The sequence below is a fragment of the Colwellia sp. 6M3 genome (assembly GCF_014077595.1).
GTDB lineage: Bacteria > Pseudomonadota > Gammaproteobacteria > Enterobacterales > Alteromonadaceae > Cognaticolwellia.
This window is the reverse complement of the sequence record NZ_JACGWF010000157.1, coordinates 1-4,160: the sequence shown is the minus strand read 5'-3', so window position 1 is coordinate 4,160 and position 4,160 is coordinate 1. Positions and strand designations below refer to the sequence as shown.

Annotated in this window: 2 protein-coding genes; one reads left to right on the top strand and one right to left on the bottom strand. The window is 39.4% G+C overall.

The genetic code is table 11. The annotated features are described in order from the left end of the window. Nucleotides 1-303 precede the first annotated feature (303 nt). Entirely contained in the window at nucleotides 304-2,841 is a 2,538-nt protein-coding gene (locus H4J50_RS18560) for an Ig-like domain-containing protein (protein WP_182257642.1), read from the top strand. A 103-nt stretch (nucleotides 2,842-2,944) separates the two neighbouring features. On the opposite strand, the gene H4J50_RS18555 is transcribed toward H4J50_RS18560, so the two are convergent. After that, nucleotides 2,945-4,051 carry an arginase family protein gene (locus H4J50_RS18555; RefSeq protein ID WP_182257641.1) on the bottom strand — a complete coding sequence of 369 codons (1,107 nt, stop codon included), beginning with the start codon at nucleotides 4,049-4,051 and terminating at the stop codon, nucleotides 2,945-2,947. Nucleotides 4,052-4,160: the final 109 nt, after the last annotated feature.

Sequence of the window (4,160 nt, the reverse complement as noted above, 5' to 3'; positions counted from 1 at the left end):
TCTCGTGGGCTCGGAGATGTGTATAAGAGACAGATTCTAGTTTTAGGTTACTTTGTAATTTAATTGCTTAAAAATAGTTCAGCGAAATTAACATGCTAAATTTTAATGTAACTGATACGCAATAAGGTCAAAATACTGGCATAAATCGCAATAAATTTAGTCGTCCAATATGGTTGGTTTACCTCTAAAAATAACATCAGATATTAATAAATTATGTTTTTTCAGTTAATCACTGACCTTTTTATAAAAATTCGGTTAAGATGGAATGAGTTGATAAAAATAATTACCAGGGAGATGCTTTTTATGGCGCTACTTCAACGCTTTAGTTTAATTTTACTGTTTGCAACCTTAGTTGGTTGTGGCGGTAGTAGTGGTGGGTTTGAAGAGACTACCGATGGCAGCGATGGTAGTACACCAGACGCTATAACAATTTCCTTAGCTATTTCAGACACAACGGTTACAGGTGCTGCACCCGTTACAGTTACAGCAACCGTTATGCAAGGAACAACAGCAGTTGTTGCTAGGGCAGTAACCTTCAGTTCAGGCTTAGGTGCGTTTTCTCCAACCTCAGGTACTGCGCTAACTAATGATAGTGGTGTTGCAGAAATAACCTTAACAGCAGGTAGTGTGCGTGGTGCAGCTGAAATATCTGCGACTATCTCGTCTGGAGAAAGCTCAACAATACCATTAGGTTTTACAACACAAGGCGATGATATTGGTGTTGTTGACGATATTAATGTTAGTGTCACTTTAGTTGATTCTGATGGTAACCCAACTGATACAATTACATCTTCAAAGCCAGGTAAAGCTATTGCAACTGTTAACGGGATTAATGCTCCCTTAATAGTCACATTTTCTTCTACTGTTGGTGACTTGCCTATCACTACGGCGATTACTGATGATAATAATCAAGCATACATAGACATCTTTTCAGGTAATACTCTAGGTGCAGGTAGTATTACCGCCACTCTTCCTACTGGTGAGTCAGGGCAAGTATTGTTAGTAGTTGGTGCTACATCTTTGAAAATGGGAGGAGTTTCACCTTTTATAGAAAAACAAGCAGAAGTTAGTTTAGCTCAAATATCTGCTGGTGGAACTTCAGTTATTTCGGTCTCTATTCTTGATGATGAAAATAATTTGTTTACTGAAAGTGTAGACATTAATTTTACTTCGGGGTGCTCAAGTCTTGAAACTCCAACTGCGACATTAAGTACTCCCATTACAACATCCAATGGCATTGCAACGAGTACATACTTAGCTAAGGGCTGTGTAGGTAATGATCCAATTAGTGTGACTGCGAATGCTGGTGGTATTAATTTGTCTGCTACGGCTACGTTAAATGTATTACCAGCTGATGTCGGTAGCATTGAATTTGTTTCTGCTACACCAGAACTCATTGCTATACAGGGGACGGGCAGTGCAGATAAACCTGAAAGCTCAACCCTGTTGTTTCGTGTGTTAGATACCAACGGTAACCCAGTAAATAACCAAGATGTTGATTTTATATTAAATACAGATGTAGGTGGTATTAACCTCATACCTGAAAGTGCAACTACCAACAGTCAAGGTATAGTACAAACTGTAGTTAATTCTGGAACGGTATCTCGTACGGTTAGAGTTACGGCAAGTATTAGTGATAGTGCACCTGTAATATCAACACAATCAAGTGAACTCATTATCTCCACAGGTATTCCCGATCAGGACAGTTTTAGTATATCTGCAGATATACTAAATCCAGAAGCTTGGGATTTAGATGGTACCGAAGTGGTTGTTACAGCACGTTTAGCAGATGCTTTTAACAACCCTCCACCTCCTACAGTCGTATTTTTTACCACTGAAGGTGGCTCAATTGATTCAGCAAATAGTTCATGTACAACTAATACAGATGGTGCTTGTTCAGTAATATGGCGTAGCCAATTCCCTAAGCCTGATGGGCATGTGATCGGCGATGTAAATAATGTTAATCATGTACCTGAATTAGTTAATTCAATGGGGCAAAAGTTTGGTGGCAGGGCTACTATTTTAGCTACTACTATAGGTGAAGAATCATTTCCTGATTTAAATGGCAACGGACGCTTTGATGTTTGTGAAGTTGTTGCATTTACGGGGGGAACTGGCAAACCTTGTAACCCTGATGGAAGTATAAATACTTCTGGAGCAGATATTACTTACACGGGGAATGATGTCAGTGGTAGAGCTTTTGATTTAGCAGAAACGTTTGTTGATTACAACGAAGATGGAATATTTAATCCAGGCGTTACTGGTGGAGAATTAGGAGGTGAGCTTGAGACTCCTTCTGATTTTAATCGAAATGGGGTACATGATGGCAAAGATGGTAAATACAATGGCGCTTTATGTGCAATCCCTGCTCATGATGGTTGTTCAACTCAACAGTCATTAGATGTTAGAGGCTCATTAGTATTAGTAATGTCTGGTAGCGATGCTTTCGGGGTTATTAATTCTACGAATGATGCTGTTAGTGGCACAATTGATGATGACAACGACCCTAATACGCCAGAAATTGTTAACCCCAATGATGACCCTTCTGATGACACTGTTTACATTGCAGGTGAAAACACAGGCTTTGCAAGTGTGATTATTTCGGATTTACATAATCAGCCTATGCCGGCCGGGTCAATTGTATCATTTGAAGCATCGGTAGGGTCCATTGTCGGACCAAGCAGTTTTACTTGGAATAACCATAATAAAAATGGCGGTTCGGGTTTCGGTGTTGCTATTAAAGGTGCGCAAGAACCCGCTTCAGGGGTACTTCTTATATCTGTTGAAACCCCGAATGGTGCTGAAACCATACTTTCAGGCGTTAATATCGTGATTCAGTAACGTATATTAGCCACAGTACGACACAATAGAAAAAACCGCTTTTAAAGCGGTTTTTTTATTTTTACTCTGAAATTAATGTAAGTTATTAGCTTTTAAAATAGAGCTACTTATTCATTTCTTCAATCAAGAACGCTGAAATTTCAGCACCTGCTGCTAGCGTTCTATCACGACTTACTTCACCTAAGCCTGTGCTATCGGTAAATGGGGCGATCTCCATCATATCGGCACCGGTAATAGGACATTGAGCCGCTACCGCACGTAATATTTGCATTGACTCGTTGGGTGATAAACCATCAGGCTCTGGTGTGCCTGTTGCCGCTGCATAGGTTTCATCAAGTGCGTCGATATCAAAACTAACATAAACTTCATCGACGTTATCATCTTTTAATTGCTTGATGATTTTTGCAATAATGGCTTCAACGCCTTGCTCTTTTACTTCATGCGCCCAATGCTGCTTCACGCCAAAAGTTCCTTCCCAATGAGATTTTGGTTTACCACTTGAGCGAATACCGATTTGAATTAAATCACGGTGATCAGTTAAATCATCTAGAATATGGGTGCACCAAGAGCCAAAACATAAGTCGATACCTAAGCGTTCAACTAACAAGTCAGTATGGGCGTCAAAGTGAATAATCGCAGCACGAATACCTTGTTTCTTCTTCGCTTGTAAATACGCTTTTGTTAATGGGTAACTTACCGAGTGATCACCGCCAATGCCAAAAATACCTTTTTTCGGAAACACAGCATAAAAGTCATGTAATACATCTTCTGTGATGGTTAATGGACTAACGGGAAATACACTGTTTTCGTCTTGATAAAGTGCTTTACGACAATTGGCAATAGTGGCTTCATTAAGATATTTATCGTGTAATAAATGTGGAATAACACGGACATCACCTAAATCGTAAGCATTTAGATCAGGGTACTGCTCTAATAAAGTAGAGCGAACAAACAAAGGTCCCCAGTTTGCGCCACGTAAAATACCACCACCACAATCCGAAGCTATGCCTAAGATCACCGCATTAGACGATTCTGGCAGCTTTTCTACGCTTTGCTGCCATAGAGCTTCAATATTAGTTGATTGTCCAAATAAGGCGTTATGTAAACGCTCCTTACGCTCTTTAGCAGTGTTAACGGTAAAAACCCCGTTACCTGGTGGGCATAAACATTGGTTAATTTTATTTTTAAAGGTTGACCATGAAGTCGTCATGTATATTCTCTTCCTATTAATAGGCATTGAAATTCACTTAAATGAACGCAATCTACCTGAAGTGATTGTAAAAAATTGTTATTACAGATGAAAACCTATAGTTATTTGT